This window comes from Bifidobacterium sp. WCA-178-WT-4B, assembly GCF_009696495.1.
Classification (GTDB): domain Bacteria; phylum Actinomycetota; class Actinomycetes; order Actinomycetales; family Bifidobacteriaceae; genus Bifidobacterium; species Bifidobacterium infantis.
The window spans coordinates 40,530-56,858 of the sequence record NZ_VULV01000002.1 but is presented as its reverse complement, the minus strand read 5'-3'; the positions used below and the strand labels follow the sequence as shown (position 1 = coordinate 56,858).

Sequence of the window (16,329 nt, the reverse complement as noted above, 5' to 3'; positions counted from 1 at the left end):
TGTTCCTCCCGGCACGGGAGGCGATGACAAAGTCGCGTCACGACACGCACCTTCCCTATGCGGGGAGGTGGGACGCAACGCCGGAAGGGAGAGACGCGCCGGGCGAATGCCCGTTACGCGCGCTCTCCCTTCTCCCGCCTTGCGGCGGATGGCTCCCGTCGGGGAGCATGCAGGTCACTTGGTGACGGAGGAGTAGCGGAAGCGGAAGGATGCGTCAAGCACGACGCCCTTCACGTTCGAGCCGGCGACGGCGGTCTGAGCACCCTGCAGCAGCGGGATGGTGGACAGATCGTCGGTTTCAAGCCGCTGAATCTGCTTCAGGGTCTCGGCTCGGGCGTTCTCGTCGGTTTGGACGGCCTGCTTGACGATGAGGTCGTTGATCTCCTTGTTGGAGTATCCGTTGTTCACGAAGTTGCCGTCGCGGAAGAACGGGGAAAGGTAGTTGTCCGGATCGGAGTAGTCCGGGAACCAGCCGAGCTGGTAGACCGGGTATGCGCCATCGGAATCCTTGGTGACCACACGGTCCTTGTTGTACTGAGTCCATTCGGTCTGCTGCAGGTCGACGGAGAATAGGCCGCCCTCCTCGAGCTGGGACTTGATCGCGGCGTACTCGTCGGCGGAGGAGGAACCGTAATGGTCGCCGTTGTACTGCAGTTTCAGGTCGACCGGAGTGGTCACGCCGGCGTCCTTGAGCACCTTCCTGGCCTTGTCGACGGAAGGCTTGCCGTTCTCGCCGTAGGCGGCCTTCAACGTGTCCTCGTGGCCGGCAAGGCCATCGGGGATGTAGGAGTACATCGGGGTGTAGGTCTTCTTGTAGACCTTGGTGGCCAGTTCGTCACGGTCGATCAGGTTGGCGACGGCCTGGCGCACCGCCTTGGCCTTGTTGGCGTCGGCGTTGGGCTGGGATTCGCCGAAGGGCTGGATCTTCATGTTGAAGACGAGCAGACGCTCCTCGCCGCCCGGTCCCTTGATGACCTGCAGCTTGGAGTCCTTGGACAGGTCCTCGATGTCGGTCGGGGTCAGGGAGCGGTAGGCGACATCGACCTGCCCCTGCTGCACGGCCATCTTCAGGTTGGAGGCGTCGGCGAAGTACTTGACCTGCACCGCGGCGTTCTTGGCGGGGGTCAGGCCTTGATAGTCGGCGTTCTTCTCGTAGGCGGCCGTCTCGTTGAGTTTGAAGGAGGTCAACGAGTAGGGGCCGGCGAAGGCCTTCTTGGACACGATGGTGTCGGCGTCGGTCAGCTTGTCGGCGGCGAAGGAGTCCTCGTCGACGATCGGACCGGCCGGGGAGCTCATGACCTGCTTCAGGGTCACGTCGAAAGGCACGGCGTCGGTGAACACCACGGTGGTGTCGTCCACGGCCTTGACGTCGGTGATGTTGGCCAGCAGCGAACTCGGCCCGTTCTCGTCGTTGATCTTCTTGACGCGATCGTAGGAGAACTTCACGTCGGAGGCGGTCAGGTCATTGCCGTTGGCGAATTTCAGACCCTTCTTGAGTTTGACGGTGAACTGGGTGCCGTCCGCGTTCCAGGTGCCGTTGTCGGCGGCGATGTCGGCAGACAGTTCGGAGGTGTTGTAGTTCTGGGCGTACAGGAACGGGAACACCTGAATCTGCACGGCGTAGGAGCCGTTGTCGTAGGATCCGGCCGGATCGAGGCTGGTGATCTTGTCGGTGGTGCCGATGGTGACGGCGGAGCTGCCGCCGGCCGTGGCGGCATCATCCTTCACGCCGCCGCATGCGGCGAGGGACGCGATGGCGGCCACGGAAGCGATGGCGGCCAGAATCTTCTTGGAATGCACGGGAGTCCTCTCTCTGTAATGGCATCGCCGCGCCTGTGCTGTGGACACGGCCTTTCCGCCGACTATCGCCCCGGTTTGTTAACCGTGCGTTTCCGAATCGGACTTCTTTCATTCCACTCGCGACGCATGGCGGCTGATTTTCGGCGGTATTGAGCGGTTTATCGGATTCCTGTGACATCTGGCCCCGTGGGGCCGCATGGTGAGACAAACCGTCGCGTCTCGCCATCAGCCCCGCGGTCCCGACATGCCGTCACCGGCGAATGCGCAGCGTGGCGAGCTGGAAGGGCGCCAACGAGACGACCGCACCGTCGGCGGGCATTGGTTCGTCGCCGGCGAGCGCGCGCGGCAGTTCGGTGTCCAATTCCGGCTCTTCCATGAGATTCACCTCCTGTACGCTGGCCTTGGCGTCGGCGAGAGCGGCGTCAAGGCGTAGTGCGGCCGCGGCATTGCCACCGGCGGCCTCGTACAGGCGCACAATCAGATCGTCGGAACCGTCATCGGCGAGCTTGATCCAGTCCAATACGATGACGCCGGTGGCGTCGGCGAGCGAGACCAGCGGCGCCATATCAGGCAACTCCCCTATTACGGGGCTGTTGAGTCGCGCCGCTTCGTCCAGCACCGCATTCATATCGGCGGCAGCGACCAGAGACCACGCGAAGGAGTGTGCGCCTTGGTCGGTGCGTGGGTCGGGGTACAGCGGTGCGGACAGCAGCGAGATCCGCACCATGGTGCCGCGGCCGGTGCCATGTGCCGCATCGGCGTGGATGGGGCTGACGTCGGAGCCGTAGGTGGAGGCGTTGACCACAGCGGCGGCATAGTCGGCATCGGCGATACGTACGAAGCGGTGTGTGCAGCTTTCGAATTTGGCATCATCGCTGCGCGTGTTCTTGTTAATCGGACGTTCGACCAACCCGTACTGGCATTCGTACTGCGCGTTCACCGCCTGCACCGTGACCGGCATATCCACTTTGAGGAACTGTTCGACGGCATGCCAGTCCACATCGGCGGTGAAGTCCAGTGTGGCGGAGCCTGGCCTTAAGGCAATGCCCGTACGAATTTCAACGCCCTTCGCGCGAGTGACAGCACGCACGACGGCCCCACCGTTGGCGGTTTCGTCCACGCTTGCAATCGATGCCTCGCTGAGCGTGGTGACGGTGAGGAACGCATCGCGTTGAATATCCCAGGCATCCCAGTGGGACGGTTCGTCCTTGAGCATCTCGTAACGGCCCAATCGGGTGCCGGCCGGTACCAGTTCGCGGCCGTTGCGTTGATCGACGAGCGACGAAACGGTGCCGTCGGCCTCGATGCGCACGTGCAGTCGGTCGTTGTCGAGCACAATCGTATCGCCGTCATGGGCAACGGCGACCCGAGCCACGGATGCGGTTCCCACTTCGGCTCGGCTCGAAGCCGGGCGTACCGCCCATGCCTCACAGTCCTGGCGGGAATATGGGGCAATTACGGCGTCGGTTATGGTTGCGTCATCGGGTTCCACGGCTGCGATCGCGCGCCCGGCTTCAAGGGCGATCTCGTTCAGCCGAGCGATGTCACGCGCGTATTCGGTCCGCGCCTGACGATGCACCCACGCGATGGCCGAACCGGGCAGAATGTCGTGGAACTGGTTCAGGAGCAGCGTTTTCCATATGCGGTCCAGCTCTTCGCGCGGATAGACATAGTCCGGGTTCTTGATGCGGGCCACGGTGCACAGGTATTCGGCGACACGCAGCATCGACTCCTCCTGACGGCAGCCGCGCTTCATGTCCTGCTGGGCGGTGAGGGTAGCACGGTGCAGTTCAAGGTACAGTTCGCCCTTGAACACCGGGGTCTCTCCTTGCGCATCGTCGACGATATCCTTACGCACGCGGTCGAACAGTTGGTCGGGAGTACCGAATTCGATCTTCGGCGCACCGGCGAGATCATGGTCGCGGCGGATGCGTGCGGTCATCTCACGGGTGGGGCCGCCACCGCCATCGCCGAAACCGTACAGCAGAATCGCGTTACGGGAGAGGTCCTTGTCCAGGAAGTTGCGCTGCGAATACATCAGCTCGTGCATGCTCATCCACGAGCAGTAGGTATCCGAAGGCGGGAAGTGCGTGAGAATACGAGTGCCGTCGATGCCCTCCCACATGAAGGAGTGGTGCGGGAACTTGGTAGTGTCGTTCCACGAGATCTTCTGCGTGAGGAACCAGTCGAATCCTGCACGGCGGGCGATCTGCGGCCAAGAGCCGGTGTAGCCGAAACTGTCCGGTAGCCAGATGCCGCGCGGCGCGACGCCGAGATGCTCCTTGAAATATCGGCGGCCGAACGTGATCTGCCGCACCAATGATTCGCCGGAAGGAATCATGTTGTCGGATTCCACCCACATGCCGCCGACCGGGATGAAGCGGCCCTCTTCGATGCGCCGCTTCATTCGTGCGAACAGGTCGGGATGCTCCTCTTCCAGCCATGCGTACTGTTGGGCGGAACTCATCGCATACGTGAAGTCCGGGTCTTCGTCCATCAAAGCCAGCACGTTGGATACGGTACGGGCCACCTTGCGCCGGGTTTCGCGCACCGGCCACAGCCAGGCGGAATCGATATGGGCGTGGCCGATGGCGATGTGTTTGATTGCGCTGGAGGCGGCCGGTTCGGCGAGTACGCCGGCGAGCGCCGCACGGGCTGCCGACACGGTTTCCAAGTCGCGTTCATCGTAGATGTTCAGGGAGCGTTGCAGTGCTTTGGCGAGCTGCCAGTAGCGTGGGTCGTCGTCCTTGAGCTCACGAATCAGCGAGGAGACGGTTTCCAGATCCATGTAGTAGGCGAACACGTCTTCGTTGAAGATGGTGACGTCCATACGACTCAGTGTGTATGGGAAGTCACAGGTGCCGGTGGCCTCTTCACCGAGTTCGGTGGGTGAGAACGGGGTGGAGCCTTCGACGAATGGGTTGGCGGCGGCTTCGATATAGACGGTGAAGTCGCCATGTTCATCGAGTTCTACGGTGCTGCTGCCGTCCGCGTAGACGAGTGGAATCCAGTGGTTGCGTGGGTTCGCGGATTTGATGGCGGTGCCGTCGGCACGATAGACAAGTCCCTCGGATTGGAATCCGGGGCCGCGGTGATCGAGCCAGCCGAGGTCTACCATGAGTTCGACTTTTCGTCCTTTGACCGCCGCCATGTCGATGTGGCCGTTCACCTCGAACCATGTGGTGCCCCATGCGGTGCCCCAGACTCCGGGAACGCGGAAAGGTTCGAAGGGCACTTGGCCGTTGCGCACTTTGGCTAGAAATTCGCTGGAGGGCACCGGTTCGCCGGGATTGTGGAACGAACGCAAGGTGCATGCGGCAAGTGTGGTGTGGATATGCGGTTTGACGCGCTGCTGCATGACGCGGTCGCAGCGCTCCAACTGCTGATTGGGCAGAAGAAACATGGAGAGTTCTCCTTTGCTGTGTCTGATGGAAATGATGGGTGTGGTGGCAATTGGGAAAACCGTAATACGACATGCTTCTGCCCCCTCATGGTACAAGGAGGCAGAAGCGTCAGGCGAAAATTCAGCGCGTGATGCGCAGGGTGGCGAGCTGGAACGAGCCGAAGTGCAGTGTGGCGCCTTCGGCGTTCTGTGTACCGTCTTGCAGCGCGACCGGCAGGTCGGCGGCCAGATCGTCGCCTTCCAACACGTTGGTCTCATGCACCGAAGCGCCTGCGAGCGCCGGGCAGATGCGCAGCGTGGCATCGGCCTGGCCGCCGGCCGCCTCATAGGCACGTACGATCAGGTCGCCGGAACCATCATCGGCCAGCTTCATCCAGTCCAGCACCACGGTGCCATTGACGGACTCGATCGAGGCGAGCGGCGTGATATCGGGCACATCATGGAGTACCGGTGCGTTGAGCACACCGGCGGCGCCAAGCGCACGGTCCACCGTGGCGTCGGTCACCACGGACCAGTCGAACTCGTGCGAGCCGATATCGGTGCGCGGGTCGGGGAAGGTCGGCGCGGAGAGCAATGACAGTCGGAACATAGTGCCCGAGTCACAACCTTCGGCGGCATTCCCGGCGATCGGCGTGGCATCGGACCCGTATACCGATCCGTTGATGACGGCCGCGGCGTAACCGGCATCGCCGATAATGGCGAAACGGTTCGTGCTGCTCTCATACTTGGCTTCGTCTGATGCGGTGTTTTTGACGATTGGGCGGCGGACCAGACCATACTGGCAGTCGTAGGTCGCCTGATCGGCCACAATGCCCAGCGGCAAGGCGACCTTGAGGAAACGTTCGCGCTCATGCCAGTCGATATCGGCATGGAAATCAAGCGTGTGCGAACCCGGGCGCAGCGTGATGGTGGTGGTGATAACGGTGTCATCGTCGGCGGTGCGCACGCGAACTCGTGCCGCACCGTTTTCGGTATCGACCGATTCGATTGATCCGGTCATGGCATTCGCCATGAGCAGGGATTCGCGTTCGATCTCCCACGCATCCCAAACGGCGGGTTCGTCCCTCAACAGTTCGTATTGGCCCAGTCGGGTGCCGGCCGGAACCAGTTCACGGCCATGCTCCTCGTCAAGCAGCGACGAGATTGTACCGTCGGCCTCGATGGTGACGGACAGTACGCCGTTGGCCAGCAGTACACGGCCGTTCTCCGATGTCTGGGTCAGTACGGAAAGCGCGTTGGTCGGTTCGTTGATGCGGTTGGCATGCCAAGACGCGCCGTCATTGCGGAACTGGCTGATGCGGGCCTCGGCGAGCAGGTCGGCCTGCGGGTTGGCCTTGCGCAGCACGGCGCACATGTCTTGGGCGATTTCAGCGAGACGCTTCAGGTCGCGGCGATAGTCCTCGCGGGCTTCGCGGTGCACCCATGCGATGGCCGAGCCGGGCAGGATGTCGTGGAACTGGTTCAGCAGCAGCGTCTTCCATATGCGGTCCAGCTCCTCGCGCGGGTAGACGTACTCCGGATCGGACAACACGGCGGCTGCGCCCAGGTATTCGACCGTGCGCAACAGCGATTCCTCTTGGCGGCAGCCGCGTTTCATGTCCTGTTGCGAGGTCAAGGTGCCACGGTGCAGTTCGAGATACAGCTCGCCCTTCCAGACGGGCATTTCTGGGCCGGCGTTCTCTGCAAGCTGCTGATGCGCCTTGTCGAAGAAGTCATTCGGCTCTTCGATGCTCACCCTGGAGACACCTTCGAGGTTCTCGTAGCGGTGCAGGTGCTCCATCATGTTGCGCGTGGGGCCGCCACCGCCATCACCGAAACCGAAGAGCAGAAGCGAGCGGTCGGAGAGATCCTTGTCCTGGAAGTTCTTCTCGGCGTAGTCGAGTTCCTGGACCTTGCACCAGGCGGCATAAGTATCCGCCGGCGGGAAGTGGGTGAAGATGCGCGAGCCGTCGATGCCTTCCCACATGAACGAGTGGTGCGGGAACTTGGTGGTGTCGTTCCACGAGATCTTCTGCGTGAGGAACCATTCGTACCCGGCACGGCGGGCGATCTGTGGCCATGCGCCGGTGTAGCCGAAGCTGTCCGGCAGCCATACGCCCTTGGGCTCCACACCGAGATGTTCCTTGAAGTATTTGCGGCCATATGCAATCTGGCGAATCAGCGATTCGCCGGCGGGCAGCATGCCATCGGCTTCCACCCACATGCCGCCGACCGGGATGAACCGGCCTTCTTCAATGCGCCGCTTCATGCGCTTGAAGATGTCCGGATGATCCTCTTCCAGCCAGGCGTACTGCTGGGCGGAGCTCATCGCGTATTTGAAGTCGGGGTCGGCGTCCATCAGCGCCAATGCGTTGGATACGGTGCGGGCCACCTTGCGGCGGGTCTCGCGCACCGGCCACAGCCATGCGGAGTCGATATGTGCGTGGCCGATGGCGCTGACGTTCATGGCCGAGGCATTGGCCGGCTTGGCCAGTACGCCGGCGAGTGCTGCGCGCGCGGCTTCCACGGATTCGGGGTTGCGCTCGTCGTAGGCGTTCAGCGAACGCTGCAATGCTTTGGCGAGTTGCCAGTAGCGCGGCGACTGTTTGTCGGCGAATTCCATCAGGGAGCTCACCACGTCGAGATCGACGGAGTAGTTCTCGTAGCGTTCATCGAATTCGGCCAGATCGGCAGACTTGAATACGTACGGCTCGTCCGGCTTGCCGGTGGCATGGTCGCCCAGTTCGGTCTCAATGAACGGAGGCACGCCGAGCAGCAGCGGGTTGCTGGCGGCTTCGAGGTACAGGGTGAAGCTGCCGTCTTCGGCGACCGGCACTTGCGCGTTGCCCTCGGCATCCATGAACGGCACCCAATAGTTGAGCGGGTGTACGGCTTTGATGGCGGTGCCGTCGGCACGGTAGACGAGGCCCTCGATATGGCCGCCGCAGGAGTGCGGGTACCAGCCAAGGTCGAGGATGAGCTCCAGCGGCTTGCCTTTCGGGTAGCCGGCCGGCACGGACCCGGTCAGGCGGAACCAGACCGTGCCCCATGTGGTGCCCCATTCGCTGCCGAGCGTAAACGGCTTGAAATCGATGTCACCTCGATTGAGTTTCGTGAAGAACTCGTCAGTGGGCATCGGCTCTCCGGGAATGTCAAAGGACTCCACCGCGAGCTGTACGATCGATGGGTGGATATGAGGGTCCACGCGCTGGCGCACGATGCGCTTGCACCGCTCCAGTTGCTGTTCAGGTTTCAGGAACATCTGCTGTTCACTCCCCTTATCTCTGCCGCTTGTGCGGCCACATCATTGTGCTGCCCGTTCATGGGAAACATATCGACATGCGCCCTCGCCCGCAGGAGACTAAAGCGCTTTAGTAACATGTTGGAAGGAACGGGATATGATGTCAAATTATTATCGCAATTCAGCGTGTTCCGTCAGGCATGTCATGCTCGGTGTCGATGACGATGGTCACCGGCCCGTCATTGACCAGCCCGACCCGCATATGCGCGCCGAAACGACCTTCCTTCACCGGTACTCCCCCGGAGCGCAACGCCTCGTTGAACTTGATCCACATGAGATCGGCATGCTCGGGCTTGCCGGCCTTGATGAAGCTCGGGCGATTGCCCTTGTGCACGTCGGCAAACAGCGTGAACTGCGAGATGGAGAGAATCTCGCCGCCGATGTCCTGAATCGAACGGTTCATCTTGCCCTGCTCATCCTCGAACACCCTGAGATTCAGGATCTTATGGGCCAGCCAGGCGATCTGCTTGTCGTCGTCCTCATCGGTGACGCCCACCAGAATCATGAATCCCGGGCCAATCTGCTGCGGCTCGAACGTGGGATCCAGCGTGCCCAATTCATTGGCCACGTTCACGGACGCTTCGGATACTCGTTGCAATACGACTTTCATGGTTCCCTACAGTAGCAACTGCAGCAACAAAAAAGCGCCGTTCCCTTACGGAAACGACGCTTGTCTTGGTGGAGGCGCGGGGAATTGAACCCCGGTCCGATGACCGAGCCCACAGTCTTCTACGTGCGTAGTCTGCTGGCCAAGTTGGCGATTTTTCTGCCCCCATCGATGTCGCAGACAACTGATGGCGAGCATATCCGCAGTTAAAGTCCCGATGCAGCCCTGAGGCTCAACTGCATCAGCAAGTCTTCTAAACGACGCTCAGCATCCCCCCAAAGACGAGGAGGAGTGAACGGAGCGGCTGCTCACTGGTTAATCCTGACTAAAATCAGGCAGCGAGAGCGAACTCAGTGCGGTTAGATTTAGCACTTATTCTTTTGCCGGGGTCATCCACGAGCGGACCCGGCGTTCTCGGCACGCTTCCCTGCAGCGAACAGGTCACCGTCGAAACCGATCGCCCCCCAATCTTGAGTTATCAAGCTTCCGGCTTTTCGGCCGGACTTTTCAGTATACACCCTATGGCGCTACGCGCGCAAGTCGCCGGCAGCGAACGCCGCCCCGGAACCAACGGAACCAACGTTGTCAGCAGGACCAACGGAGCGAACATCGCCCCGGAACCAACGGAACCAACGAAGCCAACGGAACCGCCATCACTTGATGATGGGCTTCTGGGATGCGGAAACATCAATCTGATGTTTGCCGGCAAAGCCAGCCGTGCCAGCGGTGATGTTCTTGTCGATTTCCTCGACTTCCGCCAGCTTCAGCTTCAGTTGCGATGAGTCGCCCCAAATGATTACGCGGTCACCGTCGTTAAGCGTGGTGGTCACCGAATCCTGCGTCTCAGCGGTGACCTTGGTAATGGACTTACGCATCGATTCCGGCAATGCGCCCAGAATCGCCAGCGCCTCCTTCACCGAACGGTTCTTGAGACTGGCGTCTATATCCTTGACCTCGATCACCGGGATGCCATCCACGTTGGCGTTCTTCACCGAGTTCAACACGCGCGCCTGGGAATCCACCGCGGTCAGGGTATCGCCTCTTTTCAGCATGGCCGCAGGCCGTTGCGCCTTGACTTCCACGCTCATCGACTTGGGGAACTGTTTGGAGACCTTGGCCTCGCTGACGCCGGGAATGGACTTGAGTTGCTCTGTGACCTCATGGGCGGAGACCAGGAACAACGACTTTCCAGCCTGCTTATCGGCGATGGCATGGATGGTCTGCGCGCTCACCCATTCGTTGGCACCGGATACGCCGATCTCGCTGGTTTCCAGACGAAACACCGGCGAGAAGAGCAGCAGCCACGTTAGCCCCGTCACTACAGCCACGCTGACGACAGCAATCAACACGCGTAACGCAACGACACGTACGTTCGCACGCTTGCGTTCTTTGGCGCGTTCGGTGAAATTCACCACTTTCGGGCGTGATACGACTCCTAGGGAGCCGGTGGTCTGGTGCAACGTTTCGGCAACGTAATCCTCGCTGTGCAGCCGTCGTGCATCGACGAAGGCACCGGCCTGGCCCTTGGCTACCGTCACATCGTCGATAATCTCCGGCTCGTCGATCTCATGCCCGGAAGACACGGACCGGGGAGCGCGAGACTTCGACGAGTGACCCGTGTTTCCGCGTGAACCGATGGTGCGCGGCTTGCGGGGACTTCCGGACGAACGACGTGAGCCGTTGTCATTGCCCCCGGATCTGACCGTGCGCCCGGACATCACTCGCAGCTTTCCCGATGGGCCTCAAGTGCGGTGAGCAGCACCTGATCCATGTCGGTGATGTCGCCCGCGCCCACGGTGAAGATCACGTCGCCGTGGTGGGCGCGCATGGCCATCATCTTGGCGGCCAGGCACATATCCTCGACCGGCTGAATCCACGTGCCTGCGGAAGCATCCTTGAGTCCCGCAGCCGCGTCCACGATGGTGGAGGGGCTGATGTCCGGGAAATCGGCCTGCTTTTCACGGGCCGGGAAGATGCCGGTGATAATGACGTCATCGGCTTTGGCCAAGGATTCGGCGAACTGGTGCGCGAAGAACTTGGTGCGGGAGAACAGGTGTGGCTGGAAGATCACACGAATGGTCGAATCGGGGTACCGGCGTCGGGCCGCATCCAGCAGGGCCGCGATTTCGGTGGGATGGTGGGCGTAATCGTCCACTACAGTGACCTGCTTGACCGTGCCGCGCACCTGGAAACGGCGTGCCGCACCGAGGAATGTGCCGGCCGCCTTGGCCGCGTCTGCGGGGCTCACGCCCAGCAGCACGGCAGCGCTGATGGCGGCGGCCGCATTGCGCGCATTGTGCACGCCAGGAACCTTCAGGGCAACGCTCTGAGACACCGGCTCCCCCGCCGTCACCGCGGCCGGCAGATGCAGGGTGAGCTGTTCGACGCCGCTGCCTGCGGTCTCGCTTTCCGAAGCGATCCAGACATACGCGGCACCGCCCAAATCGGGCAGGGATTCACGCGCGGTAGTGCCGTAGGCAACGGTATGGGATTTCACGTCGGCGGGCATGGCCTCCAGCACGGCAAGTCCGTCGGGGTCGTCGATACTGATGATCACGTGACCGGTGGCCCGGCCGGCGTGGGCAACGAACGCGGCACGGTAGTGGGCTTCGTCGCCGTAATGGTCGAGATGATCGGCTTCACAGTTGGTGATGATGGCGATGGTCGGATGATATTTGGCGAAGCTGCCGTCCGATTCGTCGGCTTCGGCCACCAGGATATCGCCTTTGCCCGCGTGTCCACCGTCCAGCGTGGTGCCGTCCGGGCCTTGGATAAAGCCGCCGATGGCGTAGCTTGGATCAGCACCGGCGTTCACCAGAATGTGGGACAGCATGGAGCTGGTGGTGGTTTTGCCATGCGCTCCGGCCACGGTGACGGCTCGTTTGCCGTTCATGAGCAGAGCGAGGATGTCACTGCGATGCACAATGCGCTTGCCTGCCGCGTGCGCTGCGACGATTTCCGGATTGTCCGGTTTGATGGCGCTGGAGTAGACCACGGTCTCGGCCTGGGCGACATTTTCGGCTCGCTGCCCGAATTCAACGGTGATGTCCAGCGTTTCAAGTCGGTCGGTTTTGGCGCTGTGTGTGCGATCGGAGCCGTCCACCGCGACTCCTTCGGCGTGCAGCATTTCGGCCAGAACGCTCATACCGGCGCCGCCGATACCGATGAAATGGGTGGCGCCGAGATCCGCGGGGCGGGCCGCAGCATCGAATGAGGCATACGTGGGGTCAAGCACGATGGGCTGATCTTGAGACAATTCACAACTCCTTTGGGGATTCCAGCACCCTATATTATGACCGTATCTCGTGTTGCGGGACGGGATTGGCCCGTATCGCGCACGGGATGATATCTGAATACTATTTGGATGGTTCGGCTAATTGCAGAACGTGCCGGGCCATGATTTCGGCAGCGTTTCTGATGCCGTATTCCCATGCCTTGCGGCCGAATTCGGCAAGTCGTTCGTGATCGGCGAGCAGATCGGGCACATGCTCATGCACCCACTGCGGGGTCAGGTCCTTGTCTGCGACCAGAAGGCCGCCGCCGGCGTTCACCACCGGCTCGGCGTTGAAACGCTGCTCGCCGTTGCCGATGGGCAGCGGCACGTAAATGGCCGGCAGACCCAGTGCAGCCAGCTCGGATACCGATCCGGCTCCGGCGCGGCAAATCACCAAGTCGGCACAGGCGAAGGCCAGATCGATTCGTTCCAGATATTCGGCGGTATGGTAGTCACCTTGTCCGGCCGATTCGGGGCCGATGCCGGTAAGCACGTCCGCGCCGGCCGAGGCCGTGACCAGTTCGCGTACTTCGCTGATTTTGCCTCGCCCGGTCAAGTGGATGATTTGTGCGTGGGCCAACAGGTCTGCGGCGGAGGAAGCGATGGCGCGGTTCAGGCTTTGCGCTCCCAGCGATCCGCCAGTGACCAGCACCAGCGGACGGTTCGGATCGACGCCAAGCTGCGCGGCCGATTCACGGCGTACGGCGGCACGGTCGTCACCGATGCGTTTGGTCAGGGAGGCGATGGCCGGGCGCAACGGCAGACCGACGCGCTCGACGTCGGCTCCGGCACGCGGTTTGAGACCGGTGCCCTCGTACACGGTACCGATGAAATCGGCCCAACGAGCGCCCAGTTTATTGGCCATGCCGGCACGCGCATTCTGCTCATGGACGGCAATCGGAATGCCCATCTTATGTGCGGTGGCGTAGACGGGGGCGGAAGCATACCCGCCGAATCCGGCCACGACATCCGCATGCCGCGTTTCAAGAATGGAGCGCACCTTGGCGGTTTCTCGCTTCCATTTTGCCGGGAAGCGCAGCATGTACAGGTCAGGGCGACGCGGGAACGGCACTTTTTCGATGGTGTCGAGCTCGTAGCCGGCCTCAGGCACCAAGTCCTTCTCCAAACCCACCGCAGTGCCGATGACGGTGACCTGTGCCGTGGGTTCGATGTCGCGAATCGCCCCGGCGACCGCGAGCAGCGGATTGACATGTCCGGCGGTACCGCCGCCAGCAAGAACGATATGTGGTGTGCCTTGATCCATGATTACCGAGTCTACTTACGCGCTCTGACGCGACTGTTTTATCTGCGGTTGAGAGCGCATAAGTCCCACAACCAGTCCGGCCGCCGTCAAGCACATGATCATTGATGAGCCACCTGCGGAGACGAACGGCATAGGCACGCCCAATACCGGGAACACACCCACGACCACGCCGATGTTGACCATGGCCTGGCCCACAATCCAAATGGTGACGCACATCAGCACCATGGCAACATAACGATCGGTGACCTGCAATGCGATGACGATCATGCACCAGGCGAGAATCGCGAAGAACAGCAATACGATGGCGCAACCAACGAATCCGGTCTCCTCGCCGATGATCGCGAAAATGAAATCGTTATGGGCGGCCGGCAGGTAATTCCATTTCTCTCGCGAATTGCCGATGCCCAATCCCAGAAAGCCTCCGGAGGCGATGGCGTACTTGGCGTGAATGGACTGGTAGCATACGCTCTGCGCGTCAGCGGCCGAGCAATCGCCATATGTGGCCAGAATACGACGCATGCGGTTCGGGCTGGAAACCGCCAATGCACCGACCATAACCACCGCGCCCAATACGCCGACTCCCATCCATTTACTGGGGAATCCGACGATCAGGAAGGCCACGCCTCCGATGAAGACCAGAATCATGGCCGTGCCGAGGTCCTTGCCGCCCATCACCAGCGCCACGCCTATCGCATACAACACCAACGGCGCGGCATATGCTTTGATTCCCTTCTTGTGGTACATCTTGCTGCAGGCATGCAACGACGAGGGCAGCCATATGCATATCGCGAACTTCATGAATTCGGCCGGCTGGATAGTGGTGAAGCCGAGGTTCAGCCAACCTTTGTTGCCGTAGACGTCGAGACCCAGCGGAGTAAAGGTCAGCGCCTGCAACAGACAGGCACCCACCACAAAGAACACGCCGGTCCGTTTCCAGAACGTCACCGGCATCGTCAATGCCACAAAGCCCAGCACCAAGCCGATCAGGCAAAACGCGCCCTGGTTCAGAAGCTGAAGGAACGGCGACTTGCCCAGTGCGGCCATGGTGACCGTGGAGCTGGAGAACACCATGATCAGGCCGAAGCATGTCAGCCCCACCACGGCCATGCGGAATCCGTGGTAGCACCATAGCGGGTTGAGCAAGCTTCGCCAACCCGTGTAGTCGGTGATCTCGAGTGCGGGCCTGTCAGGGGCTCTGTATGCCTTACGCTTATGGGTATCAGTGGAGGCCATGCACCTCGCTCCACGTCTTGGCTGCGGCGGCGAATCGATTGCCTCGATCCGCATAGGACTTGAACTGGTCCATGGAGGCGCAGGCCGGAGCCATAAGCACAATGTCGCCGGCGGCGGCATACGTGCCGCAGGCTTCGACGGCACGATCCATGACGGTATCGTTGTCTTCGGGATCGATGATGGTCACCGGGATGTCCGGAGCTTGGCTGGCAAACGCTTCGATCATCGGCTGCTGGTCTTTGCCGATGATGACGGCCGCTTTGATGGTATGTGCCTGGTCCTTGACCAGGTCCTCGAATCGACTGCCCTTGGCCAGACCTCCGGCAATCCAGATCACAGACTTGGCCGGGAAGCTGGACAGCGAGGCGCGTGCCGCATGGCCGTTGGTGGCTTTGGAATCGTCCACGAAACGAACAGAGCCGCCCTCGACTACGGCCTCAGCCACGGTTTCGATGCGATGGCCGCCCGGCTTGAACGAGGTAAGCGCCTTCAGCGCGGTATCGCAATCAGCGCCAAGTCCCAGCACCAACGCCAATGCCGTCAATGCATCGGCCACCAGATGCGGGTACAGTGAGCCGTCCGGCTCCGCCAGATGCGTGAAATCGGTGATGGCGGCCAGTCTGACCGGCTCCCCCACTGCGCCGCCGGCCACGCCGCTCCTGTCCACAATCCAGCCATCTTCAATGCCGATCTGACCGGCCTGGGGGGCCTCGAGCGTGAATCCCACCTTGCGGCATCCTTCGGCGGTTTGGGCCTCGGCCGCCAGTTCGCTGACTTTGGTGTCCTGCGCATTGTAGACGATGGCGTGTTTGGCGTTGTGGAACACCTTGGATTTGTCGGCGGCGTAATTCTCGCGCCCGCCATGCCAGTCGAGGTGATCGTCGGCGATATTGGTGATCGCCGCGCAGTCAAGTGCCAGCGAATCGGTGAAGTGCAATTGGAAGGAGCTCAGTTCCACGCACAGTACGTCATGCTGAGGATTGGTGGCGCAACGAGACAGGCTCATGCTCATGTCTCCGGAGGCGATATTGCCGGCGGTCGGCGCGTCGAGTCCGCAGGCGGTGAGCATTTCCGAGGTCATCTCGGTGGTGGAGGTTTTGCCGTTGGTGCCGGTGATGCCGATCCATGGAGCCGGAGTACCGGTGCGCTCGTTATTCACACGCAGTTGCCATGCGAATTCCACCTCGCTCATCACGGGGATGCCACGGCGTTGGGCTTCCAGCACGAACGGGGTGCGGGGGTTGAACACCGGGGACGACATGACGTAGTCCACGTGGTCCCAGTCCACGTCATCAAAGGAGCGGAGATCAGCCTCGGGCTTCCTCTCGTCGACGCCAATCACGTGGGCGCCGCGTTCCCTCAATACCTCCGCCAACGAGGTGCCGGATACCCCCAGTCCGGCGATCGCCACTGTCTTATCCGCTACTTGCATTGTTCCTCCTGATATAGGAATTCCGTGGGTGAGCAT

The 16,329-nt window shown here is 61.5% G+C and carries 9 protein-coding genes and 1 other RNA gene; all 10 read right to left on the bottom strand.

The annotated features are described in order from the left end of the window. Positions 1-174: 174 nt before the first annotated feature. Positions 175-1,800 carry an ABC transporter substrate-binding protein gene (locus FYJ31_RS02035; RefSeq protein WP_032745275.1) on the bottom strand — a complete coding sequence of 542 codons (1,626 nt, stop codon included), beginning with the start codon at positions 1,798-1,800 and terminating at the stop codon, positions 175-177. Between the two features lie 250 nt (positions 1,801-2,050). Then, positions 2,051-5,203 carry an alpha-mannosidase gene (locus tag FYJ31_RS02030; protein WP_154535842.1) on the bottom strand — a complete coding sequence of 1,051 codons (3,153 nt, stop codon included), beginning with the start codon at positions 5,201-5,203 and terminating at the stop codon, positions 2,051-2,053. 121 nt (positions 5,204-5,324) lie between these two features. After that, positions 5,325-8,444, bottom strand: coding sequence for an alpha-mannosidase (locus FYJ31_RS02025; protein ID WP_154535841.1), 3,120 nt, complete (start codon positions 8,442-8,444; stop codon positions 5,325-5,327). Between the two features lie 160 nt (positions 8,445-8,604). Beyond that, positions 8,605-9,093 carry a D-aminoacyl-tRNA deacylase gene (gene dtd / locus FYJ31_RS02020; protein WP_154535840.1) on the bottom strand — a complete coding sequence of 163 codons (489 nt, stop codon included), beginning with the start codon at positions 9,091-9,093 and terminating at the stop codon, positions 8,605-8,607. A gap of 66 nt (positions 9,094-9,159) precedes the next feature. Further along, positions 9,160-9,555, bottom strand: a transfer-messenger RNA (tmRNA) gene (ssrA, locus tag FYJ31_RS02015). 188 nt (positions 9,556-9,743) lie between these two features. Continuing rightward, positions 9,744-10,673, bottom strand: coding sequence for a cell division protein FtsQ/DivIB (locus FYJ31_RS02010; protein WP_326831166.1), 930 nt, complete (start codon positions 10,671-10,673; stop codon positions 9,744-9,746). Positions 10,674-10,807: 134 nt separating this feature from the next. After that, a complete protein-coding gene (gene murC / locus FYJ31_RS02005) occupies positions 10,808-12,346 on the bottom strand; it encodes a UDP-N-acetylmuramate--L-alanine ligase (RefSeq protein WP_154535836.1) in 1,539 nt (512 codons plus the stop codon). Positions 12,347-12,446: 100 nt separating this feature from the next. After that, entirely contained in the window at positions 12,447-13,628 is a 1,182-nt protein-coding gene (locus tag FYJ31_RS02000) for a UDP-N-acetylglucosamine--N-acetylmuramyl-(pentapeptide) pyrophosphoryl-undecaprenol N-acetylglucosamine transferase (protein WP_154535834.1), read from the bottom strand. A gap of 15 nt (positions 13,629-13,643) precedes the next feature. Continuing rightward, positions 13,644-14,861, bottom strand: coding sequence for a putative lipid II flippase FtsW (gene ftsW, locus FYJ31_RS01995; protein ID WP_154535833.1), 1,218 nt, complete (start codon positions 14,859-14,861; stop codon positions 13,644-13,646). Next, positions 14,848-16,293 (bottom strand): UDP-N-acetylmuramoyl-L-alanine--D-glutamate ligase, encoded by a 1,446-nt coding sequence (gene murD, locus FYJ31_RS01990; RefSeq protein WP_229773819.1) that lies wholly within the window; start codon positions 16,291-16,293, stop codon positions 14,848-14,850. The genes ftsW and murD overlap by 14 nt, the downstream gene beginning before the upstream one ends. Positions 16,294-16,329: the final 36 nt, after the last annotated feature.

Coding starts and splice junctions, on each gene's coding strand:
- FYJ31_RS02030 (WP_154535842.1), bottom strand. CDS start 5,203: ATGTTTCTTCTGCCCAATCAGCAGTTGGAGCGCTGCGACCGCGTCATG.
- FYJ31_RS02025 (WP_154535841.1), bottom strand. CDS start 8,444: ATGTTCCTGAAACCTGAACAGCAACTGGAGCGGTGCAAGCGCATCGTG.
- dtd (WP_154535840.1), bottom strand. CDS start 9,093: ATGAAAGTCGTATTGCAACGAGTATCCGAAGCGTCCGTGAACGTGGCC.
- FYJ31_RS02000 (WP_154535834.1), bottom strand. CDS start 13,628: ATGGATCAAGGCACACCACATATCGTTCTTGCTGGCGGCGGTACCGCC.
- ftsW (WP_154535833.1), bottom strand. CDS start 14,861: ATGGCCTCCACTGATACCCATAAGCGTAAGGCATACAGAGCCCCTGAC.
- murD (WP_229773819.1), bottom strand. CDS start 16,293: ATGCAAGTAGCGGATAAGACAGTGGCGATCGCCGGACTGGGGGTATCC.